The organism is Polynucleobacter sp. HIN11, assembly GCF_030297675.1.
Taxonomy (GTDB): domain Bacteria; phylum Pseudomonadota; class Gammaproteobacteria; order Burkholderiales; family Burkholderiaceae; genus Polynucleobacter.
On record NZ_AP028142.1, the window covers coordinates 1,764,859 to 1,791,675 of the forward strand.

The window sequence follows — 26,817 nt, forward strand, 5'->3', positions numbered from 1 at the left end:
CCCACTTACATTATGTTTGGTCTCTTTCGTAGCTATTTTTCCAATGACCTAGCCATTGATCTAGGTACCGCAAACACCTTAATTTACATGCGTGATAAGGGCATTGTGCTTGATGAGCCCTCGGTGGTTGCGATCCGCCAAGAGGGTGGCCCAAATGCCAAAAAAACCATTTTGGCGGTGGGTCGTGAAGCAAAAAGCATGTTGGGTCGAGTGCCTGGAAACATCGAAGCAATTCGCCCTATGAAAGATGGTGTGATTGCAGATTTCACTATTACCGAACAAATGCTCAAGCAATTTATCAAAATGGTTCACGAGAGCAAGCTATTAAAACCCAGCCCTCGAATCATTATTTGTGTGCCCTGCGGTTCAACACAGGTTGAGCGTCGTGCGATTCGTGAGTCAGCTTTAGGTGCAGGAGCTTCTCAAGTATTTCTGATTGAAGAGCCAATGGCAGCTGCCATTGGTGCAGGGCTGCCAGTTTCTGAAGCTGCAGGATCCATGGTGGTTGACATCGGTGGCGGAACCACCGAAGTGGGTGTGATGTCCTTAGGTGGCGTCGTTTACAAAGGTTCGGTTCGGGTTGGTGGAGATAAGTTCGATGAAGCAATTACGAATTACATCCGACGCAACTATGGGATGCTGATTGGCGAACAAACGGCTGAAGCAGTTAAAAAAGCAATCGGTTCAGCCTTCCCGGGTGCAGAAGTTAAAGAGCTAGAAATCAAAGGTCGCAATATCTCAGAAGGTATTCCCCGTAGCTTTACTGTGACCAGCAATGAGATCCTAGAAGCATTAACTGATCCACTCAATCAAATTGTGACAGCGGTAAAAGCAGCTCTTGAGCAAACTCCGCCTGAGCTAGCTGCCGATATTGCTGAACGCGGCATTATGCTCACTGGCGGTGGTGCCTTGCTACGTGACCTCGATCGCCTTTTGATGGAAGAAACAGGCTTGCCAATCCATGTCGCAGAAGATCCTTTGACCTGTGTTGCTCGTGGTTGCGGCATTGCATTAGAGCGCATGGATAAATTAGGTGGAGTGTTCTCACAAGAATAGGCGGCTAAGCGCCGGAGCGGGCTGTGCAATATAGCGCCCCACCACTTTTCAAGCAAGGCATTCCAGCGCTTGCCAAATTAATTGCGTGCCTTGTAATTAGCCTGGCACTGATGATTATTGATTTTCAGATCAAATCGCTGGACTTTATTCGCAATCAAGTCAGCGTTGTTCTACGTCCATTGGAGCAGCTAATGCTCCTGCCTGGCTCGATGATTTCAGGAGGTAGTGACTATTTAACAAGTCGCAGCACGCTTGAAAAAGAAAATGAGGCTCTCAAGTTACGACAAGCAGAACTCTCCCTGCTAGCCAATCAATCCGCACTTCTGGCGATTGAAAATCAAAATCTTCGCAGCCTCTTAGATTTACAAAAAAAGGTGGCGTTCAAAACTGTCCCTGTGGAAATTTTATTTAATCCACCCAACCCCGTCTCACAACGCGTCGTGATCAATCGGGGTGAAAACCAAGGCCTTCGATTAGGCTCACCCATTGCCAATGACATGGGCATTCTCGGTCAAGTGGTTCGTCTGTATGACAATTCGGCCGAAGTATCTTTATTGGAAGATCGTGATTTTGCAGTCCCCGTTCTTGTCGCTCGCAATGGGCTTCGCGCTGCGGTGGTTGGAAGCGGACGTGGTCAATTATTGCAACTCCGTTACTTACCCGTAGCCAGCGATCTGGAAGTGGGCGACATTCTTTTAACGTCAGGGGTTGATGGGGTATATCCCCCAGGGTTTGCGGTGGCAGTAATTACCAAGATCGAGCGCAACCTTGATCAAAACTCAGCAAATGTCTTCTGTAGTCCGATTGCTGAGGTCAATCGTCACCTCCAAGCACTTGCCTTAATCTACGATCCGCAGTTAGACGCCAAGCCAGCGTCTAACAGTAATGCACCGTCATCGACCGGTCGACGACAAACGCGACCAAAGGGCCAGTTATGATTGATTATCAGAGCGGCTACATTCTTCGTCCAGTCAAGCCACCCTTCATTTACTTTAGCTTAGTCATCGCGCTGTTGCTGAATTTTTTACCGTGGGGCAATCATGCGTGGGTTCCAGACTGGCTCATTATTTGCATTGTATTTTGGAATATTCATCAGCATCGCTTTGTTGGCGTGATTACCGCATTTGTATTTGGATTGGTGATGGATATTCATAGCGGGGCCTTGCTCGGGGTTCATGCCTTTAGTTACTCTCTGGTGGCATACATTGCAATTGCCTGGCATCACCGCATTACTGCTTTGCCTGTGACCACTCAAATCCTGAATGTATTTCCTATCTTTGCTTTAGTGTCTGTTTTTCCAGTCCTTGTGCTTTGGGCTCTAAATGAGCAAATCTATTGGTGGGGGCTTACAAGCCTTATCCAAGCGGCCATTGAGGCCTTGCTTTGGCCTCTCGCCAGCTATCTTTTGCTCTTGCCGCAACGACGACCGATTGATGTCGACCCACATCGACCTCTATAAGCTGCATGTCCTCAATTAAAAAACCCGATCTCTATTCGTTTCAGGAGCGAGCGCGGATCGCAATCATCTTCGTAGGCGTCTGTTTTGGCTTACTCGTCGTCCGCTTATTTTGGTTACAAATTGTTAGTCACCAGCAATATTCAACGCTTGCTGAGAGTAATCGGATTGCGATTGTCCCAGTTCCCGCTAATCGTGGCTTACTGATTGATCGCAATGGCATTGTGATTGGACGTAATTATTCAGCGCTAACGCTAGAGGTGGACGCCTCTCAAATTAAAGGAAATGTTGATGATTTAATTAATCAACTATCTGAGATTATTCAGATTAGCCCAAGAGATCGTCGCAACTTTAAGCGCGCCTTGGAAGATTCTCGAAACATGGGTACTTTTCCATTACGCTCCATGTTGACTGAAGCTGAGATGGCTCGATTTCTAGCAAATCGCTATCGCTTTCCGGGTGTCGATGTCAGTGCACGTAATTTTCGTGAATACCCATACAACGAATTAGCCTCCCATCTGATTGGATACATTGGGCGAGTCTCACAAAAAGATAAGGAGCGGATGCAAAATGAGCTTGAGGCTACGAAAGGCAGTCAAGACCCTTATGCGCTTCAAGGCGCGTTCTTGCCTGGCATTCAATATGTTGGGAAGATTGGCATTGAACAAACGTATGAAAGGGTCTTACGCGGCGTTCCAGGCTACGACGAGGTTGAAATCACCGCTGGTGGGAAGCCTGTGCGCACTCTATCAAGTAGGCCATCCATCCCTGGCAAAAACGTCATTCTGTCGATTGACATTAAATTGCAAGCCTTGGTTGAACAGCTTTACGGTAACTATCGTGGGGCATTTGTCGCCATTGAACCTGAAACGGGCGATATTCTCGCCTTCGTTTCAAAACCGAATTTCAATCCCAATGATTTTGTCGAAGGCATTGATCCTGTGACTTGGAAGGAATTGAATGAATCCAAGGAAAAGCCGCTCTATAACCGACCTTTGAAAGGAATTTATCCTCCCGCATCAACCTATAAGCCCTTTATGGCACTCGCGGCCCTTGAGCTCAATAAGCGCAAGCCTGAAGATGCGATTGCCGATCCAGGGTTTTTTACATTTGGCAATAATACCTTTCGTGATATTAAGGTGGGTGGTCATGGGATGGTGAATATGGAGAAATCTCTAGTGGAGTCTTGCGATACCTACTACTACCTGTTAGCGCGCGACATGGGCGTCAACATGATGCATGATTTTATGAAGCCATTTGGCTTTGGTCAGCTTACAGGAATTGACCTGGAAGGAGAAGCAAAAGGCGTATTACCGTCGACGGAATGGAAAAAAACTGCTTTTAAGAAGCCTGAACAACAAAAGTGGTTCGAAGGCGAAACCATCTCACTCGGAATTGGGCAGGGATATAACGCGTTTACGATTTTGCAATTAGCGCACGGACTCGCCAATATGCTCAACTACGGTGTCGTGATGAAGCCTCACATTGCAAAGGCGATTGAAGATCCATTTACACGCCAAAAAGAACTCACAACACCCAAAGAAAGTTATCGCATTACCCTCAAACCCGAAAATGTTGAAATCATCAAAAAGGCAATGGCGGAAACCAATAAAACGGGTACATCAGCAGCATCATTCCGTGGCGCGGCCTACACCTCCGGTGGCAAAACGGGAACGGCCCAAGTCTTCAGTTTGAACTCAAAAAAGTATAACCATGCCTCAACCCCTGAGTTTCTGCGCGACCATGCTTTATTCGTGGCATACGCGCCTAACGACAAACCCAAAATTGCCATTGCAATGATCGTTGAAAATGCGGGCTTTGGCTCTACGCAAGCCGCGCCGATTGCTCGTAAAGCACTTGATTACTACATCGATGGTAAATGGCCTAAGGAGATTCCGGAATGGAAAAGAGTGCCTTAGTCCGACTCAAATTATTACTCTCGCAAGCCTTTAGTGGTTTTGATCCTCGTCTGGGCCTCATTTTCTTAGCCCTTGCCCTAATTAGTTTCTTTGTCTTTTTATCGGCAGGCCAGGGAACGCCCGTAGCGCTTATCGATCAGGTCCGCAACCTGCTAATTGCCTTTGTGATTATGTGGCTGGTTTCACAGATTCCGCCCAAATGGCTAGAGATAGCTGCGATTTGGGTATACGGCATTGGCATTGCTCTGCTAATTGCTGTTGCTCTTTTTGGATTGGTTAAAAAGGGGGCAAGGCGCTGGATTAATGTTGGTATTGTGATTCAGCCATCCGAGATCATGAAGATCGCGGTACCGCTGATGCTCGCCTGGTATTTCCAGAAACGCGAGGGCATTCGTTCGGGGTTTGATTATTTAGTGGCAGCGCTATTGTTGGCCTTACCAGTATTTTTGATTGCCCGTCAACCTGATTTAGGAACCTCTTTGTTGGTGCTTGCCTCTGGCCTTTATGTGATTATTTTGGCGGGCCTTCCTTGGCGTTGGATCATTCCTGTGGTGGCGATTGGCACAATTGCGATTCTTTTACTAGTTGTATTTAGTGGCAGCATTTGTGCTCCTGACGTCAATTGGCCATTGATTCGGGAGTATCAAAAAAATAGGGTTTGTACATTGCTAGACCCATCAAGCGATCCCCTTGGAAAGGGCTTTCATACCATTCAGGCCGTCATTGCGGTTGGTGCTGGTGGGTTTTTTGGCAAAGGCTGGCGCGAAGGAACTCAATCTCATTTGGAGTTTATTCCTGAAAAACATACTGACTTTGTGTTTGCCGTTTTTGCTGAAGAGTTTGGATTTCTTGGCAATGTTCTTTTGATCCTACTCTTTTTTGCACTGATTAAGCGTGGCTTGGCGATCTCAGTCAATGCACCTACTTTGTTTACGCGCCTCTTGGGAGGCGCTATCAGCATGATCTTTTTCACCTATGCCTTTGTCAATATCGGCATGGTCACTGGACTCCTACCCGTAGTAGGCGTCCCCCTCCCGCTCCTTAGCTATGGCGGCACAGCCCTTGTCACGCTTGGGTTTGGGGCTGGTATCTTGATGAGCATTCATCGCCATCGACGACTCGTACAAAGCTAAGTAGTAACAAAAAACGGCAATAAAAAACCCAGCCGAAGCTGGGTTGATAAGAGATTGCTCTCGATTACTTTTTACGCTTATTCACAGCGTCTTTAAATGCCTTGCCAGCAGAAAACTTCACAGTCTTGGAAGCGGCAATTTTGAGAGGCTCACCAGTTTTTGGATTGCGGCCCATGCGAGCAGCACGTTTGCCAGAAGCAAATGTTCCAAAACCAATTAATTGCACCGAGTCACCTTTGGTTACTGCTTTGATGATGTGCTCAATAGCAGAATTCAATGCGTACTCTGCTTTTGCTTTAGAAATCTCGGCATCGTCAGCAATTGCTGCGATTAAGTCTGCTTTATTCAAGTGAAGCTCCTTGTTGATTGTTCATTGTGTCGCGCACATGCGCTGACGCAATTGTAAACACAAAATGTTATAAAAATAAATAATCTTTTGAAAAAAATTGGCCGCGGAGCCTTTTAGGATATGACTAATCCAAAACGACCAAGTCAACGACAAAATACTGGGTTTCTGCAAAACAATTCGTCGGTAAACCAACGTGCTGCTCATACTGCAATGCAACTTTACGCCCCATATTGGCGTTAATCTTATTGGCAACGGCATCATCACGCACCGAAAAGAAGAACTTTTCAGACATGGTTCCTGGCATCGAGACCATCGCTAACTCGCCTTCCCAGGTCTTACAGAGCCAGCCCCGTTTAGAGAACTTTTGCACATAGCCGGCTCGTTCGCCCTCCGCATAGCTCCAATGAAGCATTAAATAGGTATAGCCGGCAGTTAAAACGCCGCCAATCAGAATTAAAATAAGGAGTGATCGAAAGAAACGTGCCATATAAGTTACTGAATTAAAAAGCTATCTTACTGGATTAAATTGACCAAAGAGGATGAGTTCATGATGCGCCCCATTACAGCTTCGTATTTATTTAGCGTCAGCACCTTGCTTATATTTCCAGGTGTCTCATTGGCCAACACGGGTGAGTCGACTTATCAGCAAGTTTGCGCCAGCTGTCATACTCCCGGAGTGGCGGGGGCTCCGAGGCTGGGCGACAAAGCAAAATGGGCAAAGCTAATTAAAGAAGGTCAGGTTCAGATTACGGCCCATGGCTACGTTGGGGTTCGTGGCATGCCCGCCAAGGGGGGGAAGCCGGATTTGAGCGCCAGTGATTTTGCGGCATCGGTTGTCTATATGGCCAATCAGGCGGGTGCAAACTGGAATAATCCAGATGATGCCATGTTGAAAAAAATCGATGCGGAAATCCAACGTCGACAGGCACAGCTTCGTAAATAGGAATCGGCATGGAGATTCGGCATAGTATTTTTCTGGTCTTTTTGGGGTCGGCACTATTTATTTATTTTCGGGGTAAGGTACGCTTTGGTCTATTGCGCTCCCTCACTGATTATGTGGTGTTATTGGCGCCCATCAACACATTGATTTATTTGTTTTCAAAAGTAGGACGTAGCGCCTACCTACCCGTTAATCAATTCCCAGAATTACAGCCCCTAAAAGATCGCTGGCAAATCATCCGGGATGAAGCCTTGGCGCTTCAAGATAGCGGGCAAATTCGTCAAGCAACTGGCTATAACGATATTGGCTTTAATTCGTTTTTTCGTACTGGCTGGAAGCGTTTTTATTTATATTGGTACGGCAAAGATCTCCCGTCGGCCGAAGAGTCCTGCCCCCAAACAGTAGCGCTCCTTAAATCGATCCCAAGCATCAAAGCGGCTATGTTTGCTTCATTGCCGCCTGGAGCAAAATTGGTTCGCCATCGGGACCCCTATGCCGGATCATTGCGCTACCACTTAGGGCTTGTAACCCCAAACAGCCCAAAGTGTTTTATTGATGTCGATGGTGAACCCTATTATTGGAAAGATGGCGAAGCGGTTGTATTTGACGAAACCTACATCCACTTTGCGGCCAACAATACTGAACATCAACGGATTGTCTTGTTTTGCGATATTGAAAGGCCATTGCATACCAAAATCATGCGAAGCTTTAATCGCTGGTTTGGTTTACAAGTGATGAGTGCGGCAGCCTCACAAAATGTTGAGGGCGAGTCACTCGGTTTTGTGAATGTTCTCTTTACCTATTTTTATCGGCTGCGGATGCAGGCCAAAAAGCTGAAGGCCTCACACCGAGGGATCTATTACATTGCTAAGTGGGTGTTAATTATTGGCCTTATTTGGTTGATTTTTTGGTAATGGAAAAAATTCGGGTTTCTAAACTACTATCCGAACGTGGTTTGTGTTCAAGGCGGGAAGCAGATGCTTATATTGAACAGGGACTGGTAACCGTTGACGGAGAGGTTGTTCAAGAATTAGGTACGCGAGCCTTTCGGCATCAAACGATTGAGTTACGCTCTGGCGCTAAACGCCAACAAGAGCAACGCCTCACGATTTTGCTTAATAAGCCAGTAGGCTATATTTCGCACTTAGATGATGAAGGGCAATATAAGCCAGCAGCGTCCCTCATCGTCCCTGAAAATCAATATGCGAACGCACCTCAACGAACCGAGCGCACCATCTTTAAAAGTCTCGCCCCTGCTGGACGGCTTGATATTGATTCCTCAGGTTTATTAGTACTTACCCAAGATGGGCGGATTGCCAAGCTATTAATCGGCGAGGATAGCCCGATTGAAAAAGAGTATCTGGTTCGTGTCAGCGGCAAATTGTCGGATACGGGTTTGCGCTCTTTGCAGCATGGGCTATCGCTTGATGGTAAGGCACTAAAACCAGCCAAAGTAAGTTGGCAAAATGAAGATCAACTTCGTTTTGTATTACGGGAAGGTCGTAAACGACAAATTCGTCGCATGTGTGAGCTCGTTGGGCTCACTGTTGTTGGTCTAAAACGAATCCGCATTGGCCAAATAAGTCTCGGATCACTGCCAAGCGGGCAGTGGCGCATCTTAGGCAAAGAAGAGCGCTTTTAGACCACCAGGGGGAAAAGTGTCAATTGCATTGCTCGCTCACGCACTGGAAGCAATGCTGCGTATTCAGGGCTGCCGGCCCAGCGCTTTGCATCCTCTAGACTTGAAAAACTAAGCTCAACAAACGTATCAAAAGCTGCGGCGTTTAACTCGTTCCAAAACGGTTTCTCGCAAACTCCTCTGCGTAAAATCTTGCCGCCATACAGCTCGACCGTTGCACTAACCTGGGCTCGATAATCATCAAAGTCTTTAGGGCTCTGTGTTTTAAATATTCCGATGACATGAACGCTCATGACTGTCCTTAACTAATTAACTGTGCATGATATCGATCATGCAGCTCTTGGGGACCAGAGATACTAGTATGAAGGTCTTTAAGTAAGCCGTCATGCAATCGATAAATACATCCATGAATTGAAATAGTCTGTCCTTTTGCCCAAGCATCTTGCACAATATTAGTTTGTCCAATATTGATTACTTGCTCTAATACATTAAGCTCACAAAGACGATCTAACCGAGCATTCTCCTCCTCAATGGCACAAAGCTCATGATGATGCTTATCGTGCACATCTTTAATGTGTCGAATCCAGTTATCGGCGATTCCAATGCGGGTGTTATTCATGGCAGCAGCAATTCCTGAACAACCGTAATGGCCAACCACAATAATATGCTTAACTTTTAGGCGATCAATTGCGAATTGAATGACCGACAGCGCATTGAAATCGGTATGAACGACAATGTTCGCGATGTTGCGATGAACAAATACCTCACCAGGCTTAAGTCCGACGATTTGATTGGCGGGAACCCGCGAATCCGAGCATCCAATCCATAAATACTCAGGATTTTGCTGATCAACCAATCGTGAAAAATAATCTGGATCTGCTTTTGTCACCGATTCGATCCACTGGCGATTTTGCTCAAACAATCGCTCAAGATCGGGCTTTGAATTGTGATTACCCATTTTTATACCTTTGGTGGCAATGAAGTCTAATATACAAGATCTTGTTATTCCCTCATATATATGTCAATGAAGTTATGAGAATTTGTAGAACTTTATTCTGTGTATTTTCTTTTTTGTTTACTCAGTGCAGCTTTGCTCAAGATGAAGATACTGCGGGAGAACCAGATAATCTCTTAAGACTAAAAACTGATTCGTTTAATTACAGCAAGGATTCGATTTTAGAGTTATGGGTTTATCAAAATGGATATGGTGATGGCAATCTGAGCGATATTTATCGACTTCGATTCTATCAACCACTATCGATTAATCAATGGAAGGGCATGATGCGGATTGACACTGCCTACAACTCCACTTGGGGGCCAGCAGCCCCGGGTCAAAGTAGTGGTCAATTTAGTGCAGGTAATACGATGCTCACCATCTGGGGTATGCCACCTGATTTTTTCCCCAAATGGAATCTAAACCTAGGCGGTCGAATTATTTTTCCGTTTGGTAATAATGGCCAGTGGGCGGTTGGCCCACAAGTGAGCGCATCATTTGTGCCGCAATCGCCTAGTCAATCTCTACTATCTGATTTTTCTCCGCTTGTTCGCTACATGTATGGATTTGATAGCAAAAATAATTCATTTGCAGTTAATCCATCGCAACCACCGTTATTGCGATCGCTGCAACTTTTTCCAACCGTAGGCCTGCAATTAACTCCAAGAACTCAAATCCGCTTTTGGGATGAAAACGGGATTCTGTATAACACCGCAGGTGGTGGTTGGTTTGTACCACTTGATGCGATGGTGACACACTCCATCAGCAAACATCTTTTATTTGCCGTTGGGGCCAGTAAGCAAGTAGTTCAAACCTTTAAGTCCTATGATTGGTCCATCTATGGAAAGGTTTCCTTGCGATTTTGAGCAATTTCTCTCTATTTAATGGATAACAAAAAACCACCCGAAGGTGGTTTTTGTTTGAAAAAAGAGTGCTTAAGCCGCGGCTTTATTACCAGCCCCTAAAAATTCAACAATTTTCTTGGCAGTTTCAATATAGCGCTCATTCATTTTGCGGTATTGAGCTAATTCAGCCATTAATGGGTTCTCAACCTGCTCAAAAGACGCATCCTCATAACCAGGGTGATACGGCGCTTCATCAACCAGCTTGCTATTCATAGATCCTCCAAAAGTAAAAAAATAATTAGATGGAATCAATGTAGCATAGGAAATTACAAAATAAATCTATATAAATCAAAAGCTTATGTTATTAGCATTACTTACGGATGGGTTTTTTGTAAGGCCTGTTTCATTTTTCAGCACACCATTTCGTATTACGAAATATTCAGCGATTTATTGGCGCCCTTCTCAATTGCCGCCATCCCCTCAGCCACCGAATATAGAGCGCGGTAGTCAAATGCAATTTTTGCCTTATTCATGGAGACGGAAAATGGATAGCCCATAGTACGCACTGCTTCACGTACAAGTGGTGGGTCTCCTTTGAGTGGCAAATAATTCCATCCATTTTCTGTAAATCGTGCCAAAGGCCAAGCAAGCGATAGTGGGATCGATAGGGTTGGTACTGCATAGCCGCTGGCCTCAAGTCGTGCACTCAGAAATTCGCGCAGGGTCATTTGCTCCTCATCCCGAATAAAAAATGCTCCGCTAGGAACATTTGCTATAAGAACTTGCAAGACTGCTTGGCATAAATTGCCGATATAACAGGTGGAATAGGGATAGCGACCGTGACCAAACCAACCAAACTGTCCACGATCTGCCGCGGGTCCGATTTGGCGATCGATGATGTCTCCATTACCCCAAACCAAGGCGGGTCGCAATGCGATTGCGGTAAAACGCTCTGATGCGCTCGATAGCACCAATTGTTCAGCTTGTGCTTTTGAGTGAGCATAATGCAATGAATCTTGATGGCAAATGGGAACGTCTTCTGTAGCATTTTCGATCGGCACCGAGTCATTGAGCGCCACATTTGCACAGCTCATGTAAATAAATTTACCAACGCCCACTTGAGTCGCAGCCTCAAGCAGTCGTTGCGTCAACTGAATATTCAGCCTCTGATAGAGCGATTTGGGGCCCCATAGCCCAACATGGGCCGCGCAATGAATCACGCAATCGTGACCACGAACTAAGGATTGCAAATCATTCGTCGACAGAAAATCAATTTGGGTCGTATTGACCCCACGCCGATTTAAAGATTTCGCATCCGCCTCAGATCTGGCGGTGGCACTGATCGAGTAACCCTCCTCTAATAGGCGACTTACTAAATGCCGCCCAATAAATCCCATGGCGCCAGTGATCAATATTTTCATCTTTGCTATGCTAGCGTAATTCACATACATGGATGATTAATTACTCTTGAGTATTTACTGGATCTCACTACTTCTCGCTGGCGCTTGTGAAATAGGCTGGCCCTTAGGTTTGAAACTCGCCGATCTTCCCAATATGAAAATTTGGGGCATTGGTATTGCTGTAATCAGCATGGCCCTTAGTGGGGTGCTGCTTTGGTACTCACTAAAGGAGATTCCGATTGGAACCGCCTATGCAGTTTGGACATCGATTGGAGCTGTGGGTACGTTTACTCTCGGAGTTTTAGTTTTTGGTGATCCTAATATTCCGATTCGCTGGATTGGTGTTGCGCTAATTTTGCTTGGGGTGATCCTGCTAAAAATGGGCTGATGCTTAATGCTTTCTAGCTCACAAACTCAATTTGCAACGCTTTCATGAGCTCACCAACTGTAAGAGTTCGGGCTTTATAAAAAGCGCTGCCAGCCCATAGACTCTGATGCTCTGCATTATGTGAGCGGGCTGCTGCTTGGCGTAATTGGCCAGTGAGTGTATTTTGGATTGGGAACGGTAATGTCGACTTAGCATCCATGTGGCGAGTAAACGTATTCTCAACCCCCCGAGCCCAGCGCCCCGAGAAGCCTTTTGTAAAAATACTTGGTCGCGGATTCTCGTCTAAGAGAAGGGCCTTATATTCAGAAGAGGCTCCCGATTCAGGGCAACACAAAAATGCGGACCCCATTTGCACAGCACTTGCTCCAAGATCCAAGGCCTTTCGAATATCACGGCCATTCATCATGCCGCCGGCTGCAACCACCGGGATAGTGCAGCGCTTGACCAATTGATGCAAAAGATCAAATGTTGATAAACGCTCATCAGGACTATCGATCTCAAATGTTCCGCGATGGCCGCCCGCCTCAATGCCTTGAGCAACAATAAAGCTGGCACCCGCTTGCTCAATCTTTAGCGCCTCCTCAAGACTGGTTGCTGTAATTCCGATGGCGATACTAAGCGCCATGGCCCGCTGCATAAGCCATTCAGGCGGGATACCAAAATGAAAACTAAGAACCGCTGGCTGCAACTGCCAAACGGGCTCTAATTGCGTTTCAAGATCGGGGAAAAAGGGTGGTTTTGGAACAACGAAATCAATATCAGGAGTCAATTCTTGAAGAAGCTCAATTACCTGCCCTATCGTTTTTGAATCAGGTAATTCGGCACTTGGAAATATGAAAAAGTTGGCATTAATCGGGCCTTGCGTTAATGACTGTGCAAGCTTTAGGTCGTGGCCAATTGTTTCGGGAGAACTATAAGCAAAACCGAAGCTTCCTAAACCGCCCGCATTAGAAACCTCCGAAACCAAGGCTGGGGTGGTAATGCCCCCAGCCATTGGCGCCTGAATCACAGGGATAGAAAGATTGGCGAATGAAAACATACTCTATCAATCCACCATGAATACAGCCAGCTAAAGTCGCTTGCCAACAACGACTAATTTGGGGTCTCCATTGAGAGTGCCCCGCATTTGAGATCCATTCACTTGTCCATTAAACGAATATTTTTTTTCATTGCTCTCAAAATCAAACCGAATCCCATCCCCCCGAATTCGGCCATCCTCAAATGCAATAGAGCGCTTACCTTGTGAGGTAATGCTGCCATCAAAGAACTGCTTTTTCTGGATAAACCGAATTGCGGTTTTATCTAAGCCAGGCAAACCCGCAAACTCCCATGTGCCATCAATATTTGCGGGCACGATCCATAAATAAATGGTTTCATTTAATGTGCCAATCGTGGTCTCGCTCGATCTGACCGACACCTCTTGATCAGGAATCCAAGATTCCATCCGAAATGTATTGGAAACCACTCGAGTCCCAGGTTTCATCTTCAAAATCGTTGGCATCAGTCTTAAATTTAGGCTTTCACCCAAAAATAAAGTTAGAACTGTTGCTGATGAAAAGTCTTCTACAAAAATATCGCCCTGTTTAAAGGTCACCAAGTTTTGTACATTCTCACGAATCGCATTGCGCTTTGATAGCGCAACCAAATCGGGGTTGTATTCAATTCCAACGGCACGAACACTATAGCGCTTGGCTGCTTGTATTGGAATGACGCCATCACCCGAGCCAAGGTCATAGACTATATCACCAGGCTTTACTTGCGCTAGTACGAGCATCTGCGTTGCTGTATCAACCCTCGTGGGTACCCACATAATGTCTTTTCCGTGGGCGGCCATTCTCAATTGAAATTGGTCATCTCCATAGTTATGTAACGCGCAACCGGTTAACAGTGAAATGGTGGATATGATGATGGCTAAAAGGCGCATAAATGTCCCAAAGGTTATTTTTGAGCATTGTATGGGGAAGCCATCTACCCGGAGACAATAACCCTCTAGTTTTTAGGTTGAGCCAGTCAATAGTGTTTATTTAAAACAGAGCGCCTAAATCATCAATTGATAGAGGGTCCAACATAAATTCAAGACCACTAGGGCAATTAATGTATTGAATGTAAATTTCATGCCGAGCACACGCAAACTGAAATCTGGAGGCGGAGTATTGATACCTTTAGCGTGAATTAAACGTCCAATAATCAGAAAAATTCCTGGCGCAAGAACTAACCACCACGGTGCTCCGTTTAACTCCAAACAGGCAATCATAATAATTCCGAAAGGGACATATTCGGCAAAATTGCCCTGTGCACGAATTGCCCTCTCCAAGTCCTCGTAGCCTCCACTACCCAAGCCAACCTTATTCTTTCTGCGCAAACTAATCACATTGAAAGATAGCTTAATAAAAATAATGGTCAGAGTAGCAGCAATGATGGAGGTTACTAGTAGCATGTTGAGATCCTAGATAAGCTAAAGACGTTAACGTAACCCCAAAAGATCTAGAAGAGTGGCATATGGTTAATATTTTGATAAGTCGGTATTAAAAATCCTATGACTTCTCTGAACTAATTAGAACTAGATTCAGGGCTTTGGTTAATCGCTCTTATATTGCGATAAGTTCGCATCATATCCATCATTACGGCCGTGCTCCAAGCAAAACAAAAAAGGCTGCTCATAGAGAGAACCACAGCAAGAATGCGATATCGGCTTGGTAAATTTGAAACGGCCCCCTCTGCCCCAATAGTCGTGTAAATACTACCAATCACAAAAATTGCGTGATCAATACTGGTTGCTACTCCATGCTTTAGTCCCAATATAGAAAGTATTCCAATTTCACTTAAATGAATTAAGGCAAGGGCGGATAGGCCCATGAAGAAAAAAATTTCCATTCTGAAGTATTGATTTTTGGCAATCAGTGTTTTAGCGTGCCGGTGATATATAGATTGAGCACCCCACAAACATAGTCCGTGATACACGATTAATATGAAAAAGACTACGATAAATCCGATCAACAAACCAAAAGAAGATAAATCATCAATTGAAATTTCTCTCATTACGAGCTCTCCAATAAGTAATTCTTGTCGCTTATTACACCATTAAATAATGATGAAGCTCTTGTTTGCTGTGTAAAAAGAAAAACCACCCGAAGGTGGTTTTGATGCATTTTGGTGGCCCGGGGCGGAATCGAACCACCGACACAAGGATTTTCAGTCCTCTGCTCTACCGACTGAGCTACCAGGCCACGAAAGAGTGCTCATTATACGCAAACTGCTGTAGAGCTTGATAAATGTGTTAACTGTGTTGACTCTTGAGCGCGCTGTGGATCCTGTTGGGGTGGGAGTTCGCCATCCTGCTGACGGTGTTCTACATGGAACAACGGGCAGAGATATCTGAATCCTCTACTCTATGACGCGGCATTTGTTCGAACCATGGATAAACTCCGCTGACCTGCAGCAATTTTCTGTCGAGCACGCTCTGCTTTGACTGCCTGCTGTGCTCGTTTAGCCTGAGCTTGTAGTGCTTTGATGCGCTGTTGCTCGGGTGTGGGTGGCTTTGCGGCTGTGATTTCTCGAATGATCATGGCTATAACTGGGTAGGTATACCCAGCACGTTGTGAACACCAAATTGGGTTTGTAGGATCTTGATTGCAAAGTTCACGTTCTCAGCAAACACGATGGTGGTCACTATCAATCCACTGGCACGAACGGTTGCACGAAATTGCTTCATACAAATATTTAGTTATACGAATTACCAGCGTCCCAAATCTAGACGCTTATGTAAATCAGTCACAAAGGTTCCTGCCAATGTGGCCCACCTTTGTGATGGGTTGCTTCGCCTCATCGGGCATTTTCAAAACTCGCCCCATGTGGGGCTGAAAAAGCCCGAACGCCCGGACACCAAAGCCTGCACTGAGCTCAGTGCTGGTGTCTATGGCTTGAGCTGCGCCGGGTCGTCGGGACTGGGCTGTCCCGACTGCCGGGGCGCCTGCAGCGCCCCTCGCAATCAACGTCTAAATCCGCTACGCAAACTTGCACTGGCAGTTTCAATTTGAGCATCTAACTCACCTGCTTCCACTGCAGCTTTGATGGCGGTCAATGCTTTGACCAACTCCTCTCCACTTGCCACTTCCACACTGGGCTTGCCTTTGGCTAATTCAATGGTCCAGCTGCCGTATTTGACGGCCACACAGACTTTGCCAGTCTCGCTCTGAAACCACCAGGGCTTGATGCGCTTGGGCACTTCCACTTGCTTGCGCAGCCCTGTTTCACTGTCTTTGATTGAGCGGTATTTCATGACCACGAACGGTTTGCCATCGAGCTGGCTTTGTGCCAAATTAATCTGCTCCCACAGCTTGGTGGCCAGCTTGTTTCTACGAATCACAATGGCAGGTATGTTACGTGGCTTTTTTACTGCGACCAACTTTAAGTTACTTAATGTGCTCATCTTCTTTCTCCTATTGGGTTAATGGGCACATGTAGTTTGTTTTCGATCGCGCGATTTGGTCGACCTCTTTTTGGATTAATCCACAAAACCCCTCATTTTTTCCACGAAAAGTAGGGGTTTTCTTTGTGCGGACTAAATACTTTTGCGAGTTGCTTGGTTACAAAGTTTGGTCGCAAGAAATAAAGTAGTTGCGTAAGTGAGTTACTAAGGAGTTACTGGAGTGGCAAATGAGTAACTCTGACTAGCGACAGCACGTGCAACATCTCTTTTGAGATCTGCAACACAACTCCTTGCAACGATCTTTTGATCTCGACTCCTTTTGTAACCAGCACAACCAGCTTCAAGCAACCGCACGAGAACTCAATCAATTTGAATAAGGAGAACGATATGAGAGAAATAGCGATTCGAGGATTTATTAACGAGAAGTTCAACACCACATTTGGTAAAGGTTTGTTTCGCAGGGCTGTTTATAACGGCTCTGTGGAACTGCATGATCCCAATCAAAAATACTTAGTAGACTACTTTTCCTATCGCGAGTGGGAAACACAAGCAAAGACAGATGAACAAATCCGGGTCATCAATGATTTGATCAACTCCGGCATTGCTCAAGAGAAGGACATGCTGTTCTCATGGTTGGTTCATTATGACCCATTGACCAAATCTAAAGAACGGGCTGAAGGCTACAGCGTGTATTCACCCAATACTCGCGAGCTGTTTATCAAGATCGACGATCCTATCCATCAAACCCAAGATGAATGGACTCTGAATGTGCATCACTGCAAAGTAACTGGCGCAAATAAACCTGTGTTCATAGCTGCAAACGTTGATTTAATGTAATGCGCTAACGCTAGCTATACGAAACCCCCTCAAAAACCGCCTATGCGCAATGATCTTTGGGCATCACAGCACCTAGTAGCTAGAAGGCATGCAAATAGCTTACAAGCGGATTTTGAGGGTTTATTTGCAATCTGTTGTCTAAATCCCACGATCAGTTAATGATTGGCGGGGTTTTTGACTAAATATCTATGCTGAACTAGCACCACATAAAAGTGCAGTTTTCTTTAAGTCATTGATTCTTGGAAGGTCTTTTTGAGTCAAATTTCGGTCGACCTTTTTTGCAAAAGAAAACAAACTAAAGCGTGTTTTTTATTTAAACAAGGAACAATTAAATGGCTCAAGCAAAAACCCTAACTACTGCAGAACTGGATGAAGTATTACGCTACGTTTCGACCAAAAAATATGCGCAGCGGGACCGCGCACTAATACTCACTAGCTTTTGGTCAGGCATGCGGGTGGGTGAGATTGCCGCACTCACTATGGGCGATGTCCTCAATGACGATGGCACCATCAAAAGCGAGATTCGCCTAAGTGCCGCGCAAACCAAAGGCCGCCATCCAAGAACAGTTTTTATTCCAGAAAAACTAAAGACAGAATTGCAATCCTATATAGCAACACGCTATGCACGCTTGCCACAACTGCCATTTTTTCATAGTGCTAATCGTGTAGGCTTTTCGGCCAATGGGTTATGCCAGTGGTACTTTTGGACTTATCGCGCTGCTGGCATCTCAGGAGCCAGCAGTCACTCAGGAAGAAGGTCGTTTTTGACCACATTGGCCAATAAAGGTATTGGGGTTCGTATATTGGCCAGCCTAGCAGGCCATAAATCCATTGCAGTAACCATGAAATATTTGGATGCGAACGATGAGATGAAGAGAAATGCGGTTGAGCTAATCTAATGGCAGGCTTGACTCTTTTTGTCTTCTTGCAATCTCTTGCTCAACCAACCGTTCGAAACGTTTGCGAGCACGTCTTTTCTTTTGTAATTGCTTCATCATGACATTTGTGTAGTCATGATGTTGAATGGTCTTATCCTCTGTTGATCGATCCCACATATACTGCACTTCCTCAATAAAGCGCTCACGTAGTAGCGTTGATAAATGATCAAAATCAAAATGCATATAAAAAAGAGGTTTTTGTTTGGATGGAAATTTTCCACGTGCTGCATTTTCAGCAACAATCAAGGCTTCAGCAATATTTTTGCTCACTAACATTCCTAAATATGCCCTGGCTTTTTCGTTGCTAGCTGTTAGTTTGGAATCTTCTTTAATTCCGCGCTTCCATTTGGTTTGCAAATTTGCAGATAATGCAATCCGCCAATTTTCCAGCCCTGGGTTTCCATCCAAATAGGCGCTTGCCTTTTCTTCAATCAATTGCAACTTTTCGAAAAGTGAAAAGGGTTGAATTTTATTAACCTCTAAAAATGCTTTGGCCCTTTTAGATTTCTTTTGCCGTTTCTGCGCCTCACTTATTTTTAAATCTACTTGCTCCATCAATGCTTGTTTAGGTTTAGTGATATCTAAAGTAAGACTTAGTGTGGTCAGGTCTGCATCGGAATAGAATAGATTGCAGCCTGTCTGCTCCCACCACACTTCAAATGGTGTGGTGAAAATATCCCCAAATTGATCATATGTTTTTAGAACAGCCTTGATATCTTTGGGCAATGTTTTGTCATTTAAGCTCAGTTCACCCTTTCTAATTAGGTGTGCCTTCCAATAACTTGGGCTAACAATTAGGTATTGGAAATAAAGGTTATGTTCAACAGTAGGTAGTTGATTGAGGTTTTTCCAACGATCCCCGAAATTAAAGCCTAATTTAGCCATTTCTTGATAGTTTTAGCTTATACAAAATAAGTTCGTACTCATTTTGTATATTTTACAGATCCATCAAGAATTCCCATAATCCCTCTGGTCAATTGAGCACTTTAGGCATTTCGCCACAACCGCTTGATTGATTTTTAAAAGGAGTATTGGTATGTCTAATACCTTTGAGAAGCACTTTACGATCGAGGGTGAGGAAACGCATCCGAGCATCAAGATCGATCCACAAAAAGCCAAGGTAACACTGGATTCGGGGGGCTCTAAGGCTTCACCAACCAAGTCTCAGCAAAACCCAGGCATTCAAGTAACGCCACCTCCAGCGATCACTTATAAAAATGAGATCACCTTCGTGGACTCATTGGCACATGATCAGCAAATCAAGCCCAAAAAGCTAGAAGAGTATGTTCTGGCCTTTAAGCAAGGTGCTGAGAAAACAGCGCGATCGACGCTGGAGATGTGCCGGGTGGTGTATGAGGCAAACCAAACCTTGGGTGATTTGGAGTTTCGCGACTTTTGTCGTTCCATTGGATTTAAGGATTACAGCAGCACGATCCGTAAATTCATAGCCATTGGCAAAGTCTATCCGCGTTTTATCGACTATGCCAATCAGTTACCAGCCAGCTGGACTAACATTTATTTGATAACTCAAATTCCGGCTACGGAGTTTGAGAACATCATCAAGGGACGAGTCCGGCTGTCTGAATTAACCGGCTCGCGTCTGCAAAAAATGTTAGAACGCACCAAGGATATCTCTGATATTCGAGGTGTTATGCGCTATGACAAAAAGAACTCGGGCTATGTGTATGCCAAGTTGCTTTTTACCAAGGTGCCTGATGATACCGATTGGCGTGCTGCGGAAAAGGCCATCAATGAGCTATGCGCTCGATTGCCCATCAAGTTCTTAGTTGACGAGAATGTCCGCAATGTTTTGTCCCAACGCAAAAACAAACGGTACGAGCAAACCAAGAAGCATTACAAGGATATTGAAATGCGTCCTGACCTATGGGATCTTGGTGCCGAAGCAAATGCTGCCTATAAGACCGCTGAGCGTGTCAAAGAAGCAGATGCTAAGACAACTGTAACAGTATAAGAAGCTGCCGTCGCTGCAGAGACGGTAGTTTTTTAATCAAACAACTTTATATGAGAGAACATCATGAAAAATAAACTATCCAATGTAATCTGGGTTGACTTTAAATCAGGTCGAAAAATTGATTTAAGCAATCTGGAGCGCCCACAAAAGCCTCATCAAGTAATTCTAAGCATATGCAAGAGTGAGCATATTTCGCGAAAGAAAGTGGGGTATCAATGATTATCTACACCATTGAATACACAATTGAGGTTTTGGGTAGCGTTGAAATAAAGGCTACTTCAAAAAACGAGGCTTACGAGAAATACAATCAAATCTCATGGCAGGAGCTGATTGATATTGGGAGCAAAAGTGAGCAATACGATATTTATGAGACCTCAGTTGAAGATTAGGCAAAATTTAAGCCAACTTCTCCGCATTCATCATTGGGGTCAACTTCGAGTAATGCCGCTCAATCATGCCCACGCTAGTGCCCATTTGCCTGGCCAATGTGTGTATATCCACACCCTTGGCCAAGGCCAGTGTGGCATAGGTGTGGCGCAGACTATATAGAGTTCGGTTCTGTCCGCTGCCATCTGTGCGCATGTGGCTGCGAACCATTAAGTTACGAAAGATATTTTCCATGTTGCTTATTTGCTCACCCGTAGGTAGTCGAAATATCAAGGCGTCTAACTTGGCCTCAATCACAGCCGCCAATCCTGAATAGGGCAGCTTGTGCCAACGAATGATCTGTTCAAACACCCGGATCACGGCATTTTTTGCAATCAGATATCTGGGACCCGTCTTACCCGACACCCAAATCCGCAAATACCGGCGGTTACCGATCCAGTGCCACTGCAAGTGTCGCCATCTAAGTGGTAATGCTTCTGTTCCATGCCGAACACCCGTGTTGACCAGAAACTCAATGTAGTAGGTGCACAGGGTTCGCATGTGGGCGGTTCGCATGGTGTATGAACTCCGTTGCCAGGTCTGGGTATAGCTCAATAACTCAGTGATTTCCTGTTCGGTAAACGCGGGTCTTGCTTGGCTGGCTCGTCCTTTGGCATCTAACATGGGCACTGGTTGATTAATGCCAACAAGGCCATGGTCTCTAGCTAGATTGATTACTCGGGCATAGGCACTGGCGTGATTACGCTTGGTGCTGGCCATGGGGATCTTGCCCATCTCGCTGGCGCGCCAAGATTCAAAATCACTGATCAACTCGGTTGTAATTTGCCCCACTTCATATTTTCCAAAGAAGGGAATCAAATACTTGTTAATAGCAAAGGTGTAGTCTCGATAAGTGCGTTTACCCACTTGGTTATTCATTGCCTGAGCCATACGGTCAATCTCATCTGCGGCCACTTGCCTGAAGGTTTTGGTGACTGGAGACAATCCTGCACTAACTTTGATCTTGATGGTTTCATATATAACCACAGCTTGGGTCTGGGCTAATACCAAATCATCTGTATTAGTTGACGCTGAGTGCCATTGCCCATTGGGTAACTTGAAGCGACATTGCCATTTACTGCTATGAGATCGTTTGAAGAGGGTTAGTTCACCGCCAAGCAATGCGACGGCTTTGGGCAACTCTTGGGTGGCAGAGTGAGCGAAGAAATACTGTAAGTTTTGCAAATTCAGCGTCCATTTACGCGACGCTTGCTAGCTTAGCTTCAGATCGGGGTTTGGGCGACCGATTTATTTTGTCGGGAAAACCGACATTCTAAATATTCCAAAATCAAAGCATTGTCAGAATAGCCGCCATACCGAGGGAGCCAAGAGTAAAAGAAAATATTACGGATCGACATGAAGTACCTTTAAGAGCTTCAGGAATCAACTCTTCCTTGATAACAAACATCATTGCACCCGCTGAAATTGCGAGAGCCCATGGAAGCAGCAGCGCACTATCGCCTACTGCGAATATGCCTATAGCTGCGCCCAACGGCTCAAGTAATCCTGTAGCTACAGCCAACGCAAACGCCATGCTACGGCTTGCACCAATCGACCAAAGGGCCGTCGCCACGATAAGCCCTTCAGGAATATTCTGCATACCAATTGATAATGCAATACCCCAACCTAAGGCATCACCACCCCCATAACCAGCGCCAACGGCAAAACCTTCAGGCAGATTATGGACGGCAATAGCAATCACCATCAATCGTATTGAATCCGCAGACAATACAACACAAGTATTTGGGGCAGCATGCATGTGTGGCAACATCCGATCAAGCGCGGCCATTGCTGCATAACCGATAACAACGGCCAGCAGAATATCAAACGCCACAGGAATATTGCTCATTTGGATGGCTGGCATAAGCAACGATAAAAGCGCAGCTGCAAACATGGCTCCCGCAGACAGCGCCAAAAATCCAAATATTCCTTGAGTGATCGTACTGCGCTTCAGTGCGAAGATACCCAAAGCGCCTAGGCCTGTTACCCCCCCAGCAAATAATGAAGCCTGTAAAGCTTGGGTTTCAGTTGGGTGTAATTGCAACCATGCAGTCCATAGCCCCAAACCGATGCTGTATAAGATTAAGGCAAGCCCAATGAGGTTGATTGGCAACCCCCACAACAAGCGGATTGGCATTGCACTCATGCGGTGTTTCATGCGAAGAATAACTTGGGTCATCACTTTTCTCCGTCAGATGATCTACCTCGTTGAGGAAGGATCTAAGCCCTCCGCCAACCAATAGCATTTGGTTTAATCTACGATTGCATTTTTGATTGACCCGATTAATCAGTCAAATGAATAGTTTTGATAGAGGTGATCGAAAAATTCGATATAAATTCAGTTGAAACCTTGAATTCGTAAGACAACTAGGCTTTTAATATTTTGACCAAGGCATTAAATTCCTCAATACGAGCGGTTGTCTGACGGGCAACTAAAGCAATTTTTCGTTTCGGGGCGGGGCTAATCAGCGGACGTGCTGTAAGTTTGGTTTGTTTTAAAAAACCAGCTTTAATCGCCATTTCGGGCAATAGTGCCAAGCCCAATCCTGACTCAACCATTTGTACTAAGGTTAGCAAGCTCGTAGCTTCTAATGCATCGGGCGGTAATTCGTTACGCTTGCAGGCTTTTAAGGTGTGCTCCCGCAAACAATGCCCTTCCTCCAAAAATAAGATTTGATCCGACATTTTGTTCGTTAGTTGGATATCCTTATTCTTTAAAACTGGGTCATCGGCTTTTCCAATGAGCCAGAATTCATCATCAAAGACCTCTTTCACCAAATAACCACTGGTGGGATACGGTAGTGCGATTAAAGCGAAATCTAATTCATGTCGACTAAGTTTGTCGATTAAATTAACAGTCAGGTCCTCTCGGGGGATAACCTTTAAGTCAGGGTAGCTAGAGCGCATCTTTGGCAATAACCACGGCAGAACAAATGGTGCGATGGTTGGAATAACGCCTAATTTCACCATCCCCCGCATGGCGCCTGACGAAGCCTCAACAAAGTCCACCAAATCATCTGCCTGCCCGATGAGTGCCTCAGCTCTTTGAGCCACCCCCAGTCCAATGGCAGTCAGCGATACAGAATGCTTATCGCGCTCGACCAACTGAACACCTAGCGTGTCTTCAAGCTCTTTGAGTCCAGCACTTAAGGTTGATTGACCAACAAAGCAAAGCTCCGCGGCTTTCGTGAAATTAAGCGTCTGCCCCAAAGCAACTAGGTAGCGCAACTGTTTTAGGGTTGGGGTCATCGTCATTTGGTAATCGATAAATTAGATTGAAATCATCATTTTAATTAGTTGGACTGATACTGGCAAGACGCCCAAAATCCCCTTGTTGATGAACAAATCGCACCGAGGATCAAATGAGTTGGATTTTGAAAATTAAATCGCAGTTCAGTTTAAGTAAGCAAGACTTGATCTATTTCCTAGCGACCTATATGGCTGGCTCAGTCCATATCGGGCGTTAATTCTGGAAATTGATTTGGGCATTTGTTATTCAACATTAATTGACATCACAATTTTATAAAAGGAGCAGGCAATGAAAACTCAGGGTGTATGTCCTGTAGCGCACGGCAGTAACACACAAGCAAGTGGTCCGATGGTTTGGTGGCCCAAGTCCCTCAACCTCGATATTCTGCATCAACACGATAGCAAGACTAACCCAATGGGCTCATCTTTTAGCTACCGTCAGGCATTAAAAACGCTTGATGTAAATGCTCTAAAAAAAGATTTGAAAGCGCTCATGACCGATAGTCAGCCATGGTGGCCAGCCGATTGGGGTCATTATGGTGGCCTGATGATCCGTATGGCATGGCATGCAGCGGGCACGTATCGAATTGCAGACGGTCGCGGTGGCTCCGGCACTGGCAATCTTCGCTTTGCACCTTTGAATTCTTGGCCAGATAACACCAACCTTGATAAAGCACGGCGCCTCTTGTGGCCCATCAAAAAGAAATACGGTAACGCCGTTAGCTGGGCCGACCTCATGATTTTGGCTGGCAATATGGCCTACGAGTCCATGGGTCTTAAAACCTTTGGCTTTTCATTTGGTCGGGAAGACATTTGGCATCCACAAAAGGATATTTACTGGGGCTCTGAAAAAGAATGGTTACAAAAAAGCGGTGGCGAAGGTAGCCGCTATTCGGGCGTGCGTGATTTAGCAAACCCATTAGCTGCCGTGATGATGGGTCTGATATATGTCAATCCAGAAGGCGTCGACGGTAACCCCGATCCATTAAAAACAGCGCACGATATTCGTGTCACCTTTGGTCGGATGGCCATGAACGATGAAGAAACAGTAGCGTTGACGGCTGGTGGACACACTGTTGGTAAAGCACATGGAAATGGCAATCCTGCTAATTTAGGACCCGCTCCTGAAGGTGCTCCGATTGAAGAACAAGGATTTGGTTGGATGAATCACAAAACCCGTGGCATTGGTCGCGATACCGTCACAAGCGGTATTGAAGGCGCATGGACCACACATCCCACAAAATGGGATAACGGTTACTTCCATTTGCTCTTGAACTACGAATGGGCGCTCAAGAAAAGCCCTGCCGGTGCATGGCAATATGAACCCATCAACATTAAAGAAGAAGATAAGCCGGTGGATGTCGAAGATCCATCGATTCGTCGCAATCCCATCATGACCGATGCCGATATGGCCATGAAGGAAGACCCCGAGTATCGGAAGATTTCTGAGCGGTTTTATAAAGATCCAGCCTACTTCTCGGAAACCTTCGCTCGCGCTTGGTTTAAGCTAACCCATCGAGATATGGGTCCCAAGGCGCGTTATTTTGGTCCAGACGTTCCGAAAGAGGAGCTCATTTGGCAAGATCCAATTCCAGTGGGTCGTAAAGACTACAACGTGAGTTTGATCAAAGCCAAAATTAAGTCTGCGGGCTTATCCAATACTGAAATGATTACCACTGCATGGGATAGTGCTCGTACCTACAGAGGATCAGATAAACGTGGTGGCGCCAATGGTGCACGCATTCGTTTAGCACCGCAAAAGGACTGGATCGGTAATGAACCCCAACGCTTGGCTAAAGTTCTAGCCGCATATGAACAGATCGCCAAAGAGACCGGTGTGAGCGTTGCCGACATTATTGTGCTGGGCGCCAATATTGCTATTGAACAAGCTGCCAAAGCAGCCGGACATGATGTGGAAGTACCTTTCAAGCCGGGTCGCGGGGATGCTACACAGGCTATGACCGATATTGAATCCTTTGAGGTTCTTGAACCAGTAGCTGATGGCTATCGGAACTGGCTCAAAGAGGACTACGTTGTAACACCCGAAGAGCTCCTATTGGACCGCACCCAGCTGATGGGTTTAACTGCCAATGAAATGACAGTCCTAATTGGTGGCATGCGTGTATTGGGTACCAATCATGGCGGTAGTAAACATGGTGTGTTTACCGATCGAGTGGGAGCCTTAACCAATGACTTCTTTGTAAACCTAACGGATATGAACTATGCATGGCAACCGACAGGCAAAAATAGCTATGACATTGTTGAACGTGCCACAGGCAAAAAGCGTTGGACCGCAACACGCGTTGACCTTGTATTTGGATCAAACTCGGTATTGCGAGCCTACGCAGAGGTCTATGCCCAAGATGATAATCAGACGAAGTTTGTCAATGACTTCATCGCAGCATGGGTGAAAGTGATGAATGCAGATCGGTTTGATTAATCACTAGCTATACTTTTGATGACGGGGGTAAAGCCCCGTCATCAATCGTAATAATTTTTTGGTAATTGAAATTATTTGGAACTTAAAGAAATTAAAACTGCTCCAATTATCTTGAAATACAACTCTATACACTAGAAATCATGAAACCAACCATTCCTCAAAAAGCACCTTACCCGATAACTGTTGAGGCTGGAAAAACTTATTACTGGTGCTCCTGTGGCAAAAGCAAAAATCAACCCTTTTGCGATGGCAGTCACCAAGGTACTAAATTTACACCCAAGCAATTGGTAGCCACAGAATCAAAGACCATTTACTTCTGTGGGTGTAAGCAATCAAAAAATGGCGTGTTCTGTGATGGTAGCCATAATGCCTTATAAAGCAAACCGAAGGCAGCCTCATGCTCTGCT

At 45.4% G+C, this 26,817-nt stretch carries 33 protein-coding genes and 1 tRNA gene; 16 read left to right on the plus strand and 18 right to left on the minus strand.

The genetic code is table 11. The features are described 5' to 3' along the window. Positions 1-12: 12 nt before the first annotated feature. From QUE60_RS08925 to rodA, 5 genes are read left to right on the plus strand one after another with little or no spacing between them, the layout of a single operon-like run. Complete coding sequence (locus QUE60_RS08925; RefSeq protein WP_108509229.1) at positions 13-1,056, plus strand: rod shape-determining protein; 1,044 nt, start codon at positions 13-15, stop codon at positions 1,054-1,056. Between the two features lie 23 nt (positions 1,057-1,079). Further along, entirely contained in the window at positions 1,080-1,994 is a 915-nt protein-coding gene (gene mreC / locus QUE60_RS08930) for a rod shape-determining protein MreC (RefSeq protein ID WP_286223685.1), read from the plus strand. Further along, positions 1,991-2,515, plus strand: coding sequence for a rod shape-determining protein MreD (gene mreD, locus QUE60_RS08935; RefSeq protein WP_286226785.1), 525 nt, complete (start codon positions 1,991-1,993; stop codon positions 2,513-2,515). The genes mreC and mreD overlap by 4 nt, the downstream gene beginning before the upstream one ends. 5 nt (positions 2,516-2,520) lie before the next feature. Then, the gene (gene mrdA / locus QUE60_RS08940; protein WP_286226786.1) at positions 2,521-4,431 is read left to right on the plus strand and encodes a penicillin-binding protein 2; all 1,911 of its coding nucleotides are present in this window, start codon (positions 2,521-2,523) and stop codon (positions 4,429-4,431) included. Next, a complete protein-coding gene (gene rodA / locus QUE60_RS08945) occupies positions 4,413-5,564 on the plus strand; it encodes a rod shape-determining protein RodA (protein ID WP_286225391.1) in 1,152 nt (383 codons plus the stop codon). The genes mrdA and rodA overlap by 19 nt, the downstream gene beginning before the upstream one ends. Before the next feature lie 64 nt (positions 5,565-5,628). On the opposite strand, the gene QUE60_RS08950 is transcribed toward rodA, so the two are convergent. Continuing rightward, positions 5,629-5,913, minus strand: coding sequence for an HU family DNA-binding protein (locus QUE60_RS08950; RefSeq protein WP_108509234.1), 285 nt, complete (start codon positions 5,911-5,913; stop codon positions 5,629-5,631). Between the two features lie 124 nt (positions 5,914-6,037). Beyond that, positions 6,038-6,400: a hypothetical protein gene (locus QUE60_RS08955; RefSeq protein WP_286223689.1), complete on the minus strand. Its 363-nt coding sequence runs from the start codon at positions 6,398-6,400 to the stop codon at positions 6,038-6,040. A 60-nt stretch (positions 6,401-6,460) separates the two neighbouring features. On the opposite strand from QUE60_RS08955, the gene QUE60_RS08960 reads away from it, so the two are divergent. The 3 genes from QUE60_RS08960 to QUE60_RS08970 are packed head-to-tail and all read left to right on the plus strand — an operon-like array spanning position 6,461 to position 8,495. After that, positions 6,461-6,856, plus strand: coding sequence for a c-type cytochrome (locus QUE60_RS08960; RefSeq protein WP_286225393.1), 396 nt, complete (start codon positions 6,461-6,463; stop codon positions 6,854-6,856). Between the two features lie 14 nt (positions 6,857-6,870). Next, positions 6,871-7,767, plus strand: a complete 897-nt coding sequence (locus QUE60_RS08965; RefSeq protein WP_286227517.1) for an aspartyl/asparaginyl beta-hydroxylase domain-containing protein — start codon at positions 6,871-6,873, stop codon at positions 7,765-7,767. Next, positions 7,767-8,495: a pseudouridine synthase gene (locus QUE60_RS08970; protein ID WP_286226787.1), complete on the plus strand. Its 729-nt coding sequence runs from the start codon at positions 7,767-7,769 to the stop codon at positions 8,493-8,495. The genes QUE60_RS08965 and QUE60_RS08970 overlap by 1 nt, the downstream gene beginning before the upstream one ends. Here QUE60_RS08970 and QUE60_RS08975 read toward each other — a convergent pair. Both QUE60_RS08975 and can read right to left on the minus strand, forming a co-directional pair. Next, positions 8,492-8,785 carry a DUF1330 domain-containing protein gene (locus tag QUE60_RS08975; protein WP_286226788.1) on the minus strand — a complete coding sequence of 98 codons (294 nt, stop codon included), beginning with the start codon at positions 8,783-8,785 and terminating at the stop codon, positions 8,492-8,494. The two genes, QUE60_RS08970 and QUE60_RS08975, sit on opposite strands and share 4 nt — an antisense overlap. Positions 8,786-8,793: 8 nt before the next feature. After that, positions 8,794-9,450, minus strand: a complete 657-nt coding sequence (gene can / locus QUE60_RS08980; RefSeq protein WP_286226789.1) for a carbonate dehydratase — start codon at positions 9,448-9,450, stop codon at positions 8,794-8,796. A 74-nt stretch (positions 9,451-9,524) separates the two neighbouring features. Between can and QUE60_RS08985 the strand changes: the two genes are divergently transcribed. Next, complete coding sequence (locus tag QUE60_RS08985) at positions 9,525-10,352, plus strand: hypothetical protein (RefSeq protein ID WP_286223694.1); 828 nt, start codon at positions 9,525-9,527, stop codon at positions 10,350-10,352. A 69-nt stretch (positions 10,353-10,421) separates the two neighbouring features. On the opposite strand, the gene QUE60_RS08990 is transcribed toward QUE60_RS08985, so the two are convergent. Continuing rightward, entirely contained in the window at positions 10,422-10,604 is a 183-nt protein-coding gene (locus tag QUE60_RS08990; protein WP_286223695.1) for a hypothetical protein, read from the minus strand. Positions 10,605-10,759: 155 nt separating this feature from the next. Continuing rightward, complete coding sequence (locus QUE60_RS08995; RefSeq protein WP_286226790.1) at positions 10,760-11,752, minus strand: NAD-dependent epimerase/dehydratase family protein; 993 nt, start codon at positions 11,750-11,752, stop codon at positions 10,760-10,762. A 46-nt stretch (positions 11,753-11,798) separates the two neighbouring features. On the opposite strand from QUE60_RS08995, the gene QUE60_RS09000 reads away from it, so the two are divergent. Beyond that, positions 11,799-12,119 (plus strand): DMT family transporter, encoded by a 321-nt coding sequence (locus tag QUE60_RS09000; RefSeq protein ID WP_286223697.1) that lies wholly within the window; start codon positions 11,799-11,801, stop codon positions 12,117-12,119. Positions 12,120-12,132: 13 nt separating this feature from the next. On the opposite strand, the gene QUE60_RS09005 is transcribed toward QUE60_RS09000, so the two are convergent. The 8 genes from QUE60_RS09005 to QUE60_RS09040 form a co-directional block, all read right to left on the minus strand. Continuing rightward, on the minus strand, positions 12,133-13,158 hold the full coding sequence (locus tag QUE60_RS09005) for an NAD(P)H-dependent flavin oxidoreductase (protein ID WP_286226791.1): 1,026 nt from the start codon (positions 13,156-13,158) through the stop codon (positions 12,133-12,135). 30 nt (positions 13,159-13,188) lie between these two features. Then, positions 13,189-13,953 carry a methyltransferase domain-containing protein gene (locus tag QUE60_RS09010; protein ID WP_286226792.1) on the minus strand — a complete coding sequence of 255 codons (765 nt, stop codon included), beginning with the start codon at positions 13,951-13,953 and terminating at the stop codon, positions 13,189-13,191. Between the two features lie 204 nt (positions 13,954-14,157). Next, a complete protein-coding gene (locus QUE60_RS09015) occupies positions 14,158-14,556 on the minus strand; it encodes an MAPEG family protein (RefSeq protein ID WP_286226793.1) in 399 nt (132 codons plus the stop codon). A 113-nt stretch (positions 14,557-14,669) separates the two neighbouring features. Next, positions 14,670-15,158, minus strand: coding sequence for a hypothetical protein (locus QUE60_RS09020; protein WP_286223701.1), 489 nt, complete (start codon positions 15,156-15,158; stop codon positions 14,670-14,672). 112 nt (positions 15,159-15,270) lie between these two features. After that, a tRNA-Phe gene (locus QUE60_RS09025) sits at positions 15,271-15,346 on the minus strand. Positions 15,347-15,508: 162 nt separating this feature from the next. Beyond that, positions 15,509-15,685 (minus strand): hypothetical protein, encoded by a 177-nt coding sequence (locus tag QUE60_RS09030; protein WP_286226794.1) that lies wholly within the window; start codon positions 15,683-15,685, stop codon positions 15,509-15,511. Positions 15,686-15,687: 2 nt separating this feature from the next. After that, complete coding sequence (locus tag QUE60_RS09035) at positions 15,688-15,831, minus strand: hypothetical protein (protein WP_286226795.1); 144 nt, start codon at positions 15,829-15,831, stop codon at positions 15,688-15,690. Positions 15,832-16,107: 276 nt separating this feature from the next. After that, positions 16,108-16,548, minus strand: coding sequence for a DUF6641 family protein (locus QUE60_RS09040; RefSeq protein WP_286226796.1), 441 nt, complete (start codon positions 16,546-16,548; stop codon positions 16,108-16,110). 387 nt (positions 16,549-16,935) lie between these two features. Here QUE60_RS09040 and QUE60_RS09045 point away from each other — a divergent pair, with 387 nt between their 5' ends. After that, positions 16,936-17,385, plus strand: coding sequence for a hypothetical protein (locus tag QUE60_RS09045; protein WP_286226797.1), 450 nt, complete (start codon positions 16,936-16,938; stop codon positions 17,383-17,385). Positions 17,386-17,717: 332 nt separating this feature from the next. Then, entirely contained in the window at positions 17,718-18,284 is a 567-nt protein-coding gene (locus QUE60_RS09050) for a tyrosine-type recombinase/integrase (protein ID WP_286226798.1), read from the plus strand. Here the strand turns inward: QUE60_RS09050 and QUE60_RS09055 are convergent. Then, positions 18,276-19,208 (minus strand): hypothetical protein, encoded by a 933-nt coding sequence (locus tag QUE60_RS09055; protein ID WP_286226799.1) that lies wholly within the window; start codon positions 19,206-19,208, stop codon positions 18,276-18,278. The genes QUE60_RS09050 and QUE60_RS09055 overlap by 9 nt on opposite strands. Positions 19,209-19,359: 151 nt before the next feature. Between QUE60_RS09055 and QUE60_RS09060 the strand changes: the two genes are divergently transcribed. Both QUE60_RS09060 and QUE60_RS09065 read left to right on the plus strand, forming a co-directional pair. Then, entirely contained in the window at positions 19,360-20,295 is a 936-nt protein-coding gene (locus QUE60_RS09060) for a hypothetical protein (protein WP_286226800.1), read from the plus strand. A gap of 215 nt (positions 20,296-20,510) precedes the next feature. Continuing rightward, positions 20,511-20,684 carry a hypothetical protein gene (locus QUE60_RS09065; protein ID WP_286226801.1) on the plus strand — a complete coding sequence of 58 codons (174 nt, stop codon included), beginning with the start codon at positions 20,511-20,513 and terminating at the stop codon, positions 20,682-20,684. Between the two features lie 7 nt (positions 20,685-20,691). Here the strand turns inward: QUE60_RS09065 and QUE60_RS09070 are convergent, their stop codons facing one another. The 3 genes from QUE60_RS09070 to QUE60_RS09080 form a co-directional block, all read right to left on the minus strand. Next, positions 20,692-21,906 (minus strand): tyrosine-type recombinase/integrase, encoded by a 1,215-nt coding sequence (locus tag QUE60_RS09070; protein ID WP_286226802.1) that lies wholly within the window; start codon positions 21,904-21,906, stop codon positions 20,692-20,694. Between the two features lie 103 nt (positions 21,907-22,009). Further along, a complete protein-coding gene (locus tag QUE60_RS09075; protein ID WP_286226803.1) occupies positions 22,010-22,900 on the minus strand; it encodes a ZIP family metal transporter in 891 nt (296 codons plus the stop codon). A 188-nt stretch (positions 22,901-23,088) separates the two neighbouring features. Further along, the gene (locus QUE60_RS09080) at positions 23,089-23,970 is read right to left on the minus strand and encodes a hydrogen peroxide-inducible genes activator (protein WP_286226804.1); all 882 of its coding nucleotides are present in this window, start codon (positions 23,968-23,970) and stop codon (positions 23,089-23,091) included. A 289-nt stretch (positions 23,971-24,259) separates the two neighbouring features. On the opposite strand from QUE60_RS09080, the gene katG reads away from it, so the two are divergent. Both katG and QUE60_RS09090 read left to right on the plus strand, forming a co-directional pair. After that, complete coding sequence (katG, locus tag QUE60_RS09085) at positions 24,260-26,410, plus strand: catalase/peroxidase HPI (RefSeq protein ID WP_286226805.1); 2,151 nt, start codon at positions 24,260-24,262, stop codon at positions 26,408-26,410. A 140-nt stretch (positions 26,411-26,550) separates the two neighbouring features. Continuing rightward, a complete protein-coding gene (locus QUE60_RS09090; protein WP_286226806.1) occupies positions 26,551-26,787 on the plus strand; it encodes a CDGSH iron-sulfur domain-containing protein in 237 nt (78 codons plus the stop codon). The last annotated feature ends 30 nt before the right edge of the window (positions 26,788-26,817 follow it).

Coding starts and splice junctions, on each gene's coding strand:
- QUE60_RS08925 (WP_108509229.1), top strand. CDS start 13: ATGTTTGGTCTCTTTCGTAGCTATTTTTCCAATGACCTAGCCATTGAT.
- mreD (WP_286226785.1), top strand. CDS start 1,991: ATGATTGATTATCAGAGCGGCTACATTCTTCGTCCAGTCAAGCCACCC.
- mrdA (WP_286226786.1), top strand. CDS start 2,521: ATGTCCTCAATTAAAAAACCCGATCTCTATTCGTTTCAGGAGCGAGCG.
- rodA (WP_286225391.1), top strand. CDS start 4,413: ATGGAAAAGAGTGCCTTAGTCCGACTCAAATTATTACTCTCGCAAGCC.
- QUE60_RS08955 (WP_286223689.1), bottom strand. CDS start 6,400: ATGGCACGTTTCTTTCGATCACTCCTTATTTTAATTCTGATTGGCGGC.
- QUE60_RS08960 (WP_286225393.1), top strand. CDS start 6,461: ATGATGCGCCCCATTACAGCTTCGTATTTATTTAGCGTCAGCACCTTG.
- QUE60_RS08970 (WP_286226787.1), top strand. CDS start 7,767: ATGGAAAAAATTCGGGTTTCTAAACTACTATCCGAACGTGGTTTGTGT.
- QUE60_RS08975 (WP_286226788.1), bottom strand. CDS start 8,785: ATGAGCGTTCATGTCATCGGAATATTTAAAACACAGAGCCCTAAAGAC.
- can (WP_286226789.1), bottom strand. CDS start 9,450: ATGGGTAATCACAATTCAAAGCCCGATCTTGAGCGATTGTTTGAGCAA.
- QUE60_RS08985 (WP_286223694.1), top strand. CDS start 9,525: ATGAGAATTTGTAGAACTTTATTCTGTGTATTTTCTTTTTTGTTTACT.
- QUE60_RS08990 (WP_286223695.1), bottom strand. CDS start 10,604: ATGAATAGCAAGCTGGTTGATGAAGCGCCGTATCACCCTGGTTATGAG.
- QUE60_RS08995 (WP_286226790.1), bottom strand. CDS start 11,752: ATGAAAATATTGATCACTGGCGCCATGGGATTTATTGGGCGGCATTTA.
- QUE60_RS09005 (WP_286226791.1), bottom strand. CDS start 13,158: ATGTTTTCATTCGCCAATCTTTCTATCCCTGTGATTCAGGCGCCAATG.
- QUE60_RS09010 (WP_286226792.1), bottom strand. CDS start 13,953: ATGGCCGCCCACGGAAAAGACATTATGTGGGTACCCACGAGGGTTGAT.
- QUE60_RS09015 (WP_286226793.1), bottom strand. CDS start 14,556: ATGCTACTAGTAACCTCCATCATTGCTGCTACTCTGACCATTATTTTT.
- QUE60_RS09020 (WP_286223701.1), bottom strand. CDS start 15,158: ATGAGAGAAATTTCAATTGATGATTTATCTTCTTTTGGTTTGTTGATC.
- QUE60_RS09030 (WP_286226794.1), bottom strand. CDS start 15,685: ATGATCATTCGAGAAATCACAGCCGCAAAGCCACCCACACCCGAGCAA.
- QUE60_RS09035 (WP_286226795.1), bottom strand. CDS start 15,831: ATGAAGCAATTTCGTGCAACCGTTCGTGCCAGTGGATTGATAGTGACC.
- QUE60_RS09040 (WP_286226796.1), bottom strand. CDS start 16,548: ATGAGCACATTAAGTAACTTAAAGTTGGTCGCAGTAAAAAAGCCACGT.
- QUE60_RS09045 (WP_286226797.1), top strand. CDS start 16,936: ATGAGAGAAATAGCGATTCGAGGATTTATTAACGAGAAGTTCAACACC.
- QUE60_RS09050 (WP_286226798.1), top strand. CDS start 17,718: ATGGCTCAAGCAAAAACCCTAACTACTGCAGAACTGGATGAAGTATTA.
- QUE60_RS09055 (WP_286226799.1), bottom strand. CDS start 19,208: ATGGCTAAATTAGGCTTTAATTTCGGGGATCGTTGGAAAAACCTCAAT.
- QUE60_RS09060 (WP_286226800.1), top strand. CDS start 19,360: ATGTCTAATACCTTTGAGAAGCACTTTACGATCGAGGGTGAGGAAACG.
- QUE60_RS09065 (WP_286226801.1), top strand. CDS start 20,511: ATGATTATCTACACCATTGAATACACAATTGAGGTTTTGGGTAGCGTT.
- QUE60_RS09075 (WP_286226803.1), bottom strand. CDS start 22,900: ATGACCCAAGTTATTCTTCGCATGAAACACCGCATGAGTGCAATGCCA.
- QUE60_RS09080 (WP_286226804.1), bottom strand. CDS start 23,970: ATGACCCCAACCCTAAAACAGTTGCGCTACCTAGTTGCTTTGGGGCAG.
- katG (WP_286226805.1), top strand. CDS start 24,260: ATGAAAACTCAGGGTGTATGTCCTGTAGCGCACGGCAGTAACACACAA.
- QUE60_RS09090 (WP_286226806.1), top strand. CDS start 26,551: ATGAAACCAACCATTCCTCAAAAAGCACCTTACCCGATAACTGTTGAG.